1 protein-coding gene and 1 pseudogene are annotated in these 1,354 nt (G+C 44.5%); one reads left to right on the forward strand and one right to left on the reverse strand.

What is annotated here, in order from left to right; translation table 11 throughout:
- A partial coding sequence (locus tag A3762_RS27580) for a hypothetical protein (RefSeq protein WP_197469244.1) occupies nucleotides 1-351 on the forward strand: 351 nt, incomplete at its 5' end.
- 72 nt (nucleotides 352-423) lie between these two features.
- Here the strand turns inward: A3762_RS27580 and A3762_RS27585 are convergent.
- Nucleotides 424-1,354, reverse strand: a pseudogene (locus tag A3762_RS27585) (hypothetical protein); the annotation flags it as partial.

The following is a 1,354-nucleotide window of genomic DNA, read 5'->3' on the forward strand; positions in this document are numbered from 1 at the left end:
GCAGTGAAAGGGGTTTTAAAAGGCATTATTACTACGCCGTTTGATTTTCTAGCCAGCGCAGAAGAGAGATTGTTTGATCGTTTTAAAGGTGATGTAAATATCACTCAAGAAGATACGCATTTGGTAACAGAATCTATAAAAGTACTGTTGTCAGATCAAAGCTTGAGTCGGAAAACGTGGTCTAATGACGCCACCGGAAATTATGGTCATGTTGATGTCTTGAAGCGCTATCAAGGCTCTGAAGGGAAGTGCGTTAGTTTGAGCATGGTGATTGTGGCGGACGGAGAAGAAGAGAGCTTGGTGCGGGATGTGTGTCAGGACGATGCTGGGAATTGGGCAGTTGCTAAGTAGTCGTTTTAAATGAATGAAGTTTCAGAGTAAAAGGCCCGAGATTACTTTTTACTCTGAAAAAGTAATCCGCGATTACATTGGAATCAAGCCGCTAATCGCTGCTAGACCGACTGCAAATACCCCAATACTGACCGCTACAGCGTAACCATAGTATTTGGCACTTTCTTTTTTATGGTGTCGGATAAAGGTGTCGATCGCTTGCTCGGCAATGTCTTCAGCTGTGTGACGGGACATCTCATGTGCTTGCTGAATCGCGTCAGCTTGCATCTTTTGCCAAAACTCCGTGTCGATTTGCTGTGCGCTCTGCAATTGTTCTTTCAGTTCGTCAAAGTCAGGCGCTAGCGCTGCTTGGGTATCGATTTGTTTGACGATATCAGACTTAAGTTCTTTCAGCTGATTGCTAATGAACATGCTGACTTCCGTCGCTATCTCACCTTTGATTGCATCAGTCTTTTCTTTAATGCTTTGCTCATGCTCAGCCATTACTTTTTCGAGTAAAGCTTTTTGTTCTTGGCTTGTTTCGTTAACAAGATGCTTAAAGTGCTCGTGTTGGTCGTCAAATAAACCTGCCAACAAGTCGTGTAGGCGATTATTGATACTGCTGCGTACTGCGGTGCGAGCTGCTTCAATCACTGCATCTTCAGACAGTTCAGGTGCCGCTGCTTGTGAGACCGAGACTTTAGATACTACAGAAGGCGCTTCGCTTTCGATATTTACTTCTTGAGGCTCTAGGATTTCTGAAGAGGAATCCTCAGCAAGGGTGTTTTCAGGTTCAGGGAGTTCGTCGACCGCAAGCTCTTCACCTAGTAAATCGCTTGTTTCAACTTCATTAAGTTCAGCGCCTTCAAGATCAATCTCTTCAATATCAACATCAAGCTCGCTGTCACTAATGCTTAGCTCATCAAGTTCAGTGCTGGTTTCTTCTATAGCACTTACCGCAGCGGCATTAGCCATGTCTTCTTCGAGTTGGCTAATAAGATCAGAAACACGGTGCGGCTCAGCA

The organism is Oleiphilus sp. HI0125 (assembly GCF_001635355.1).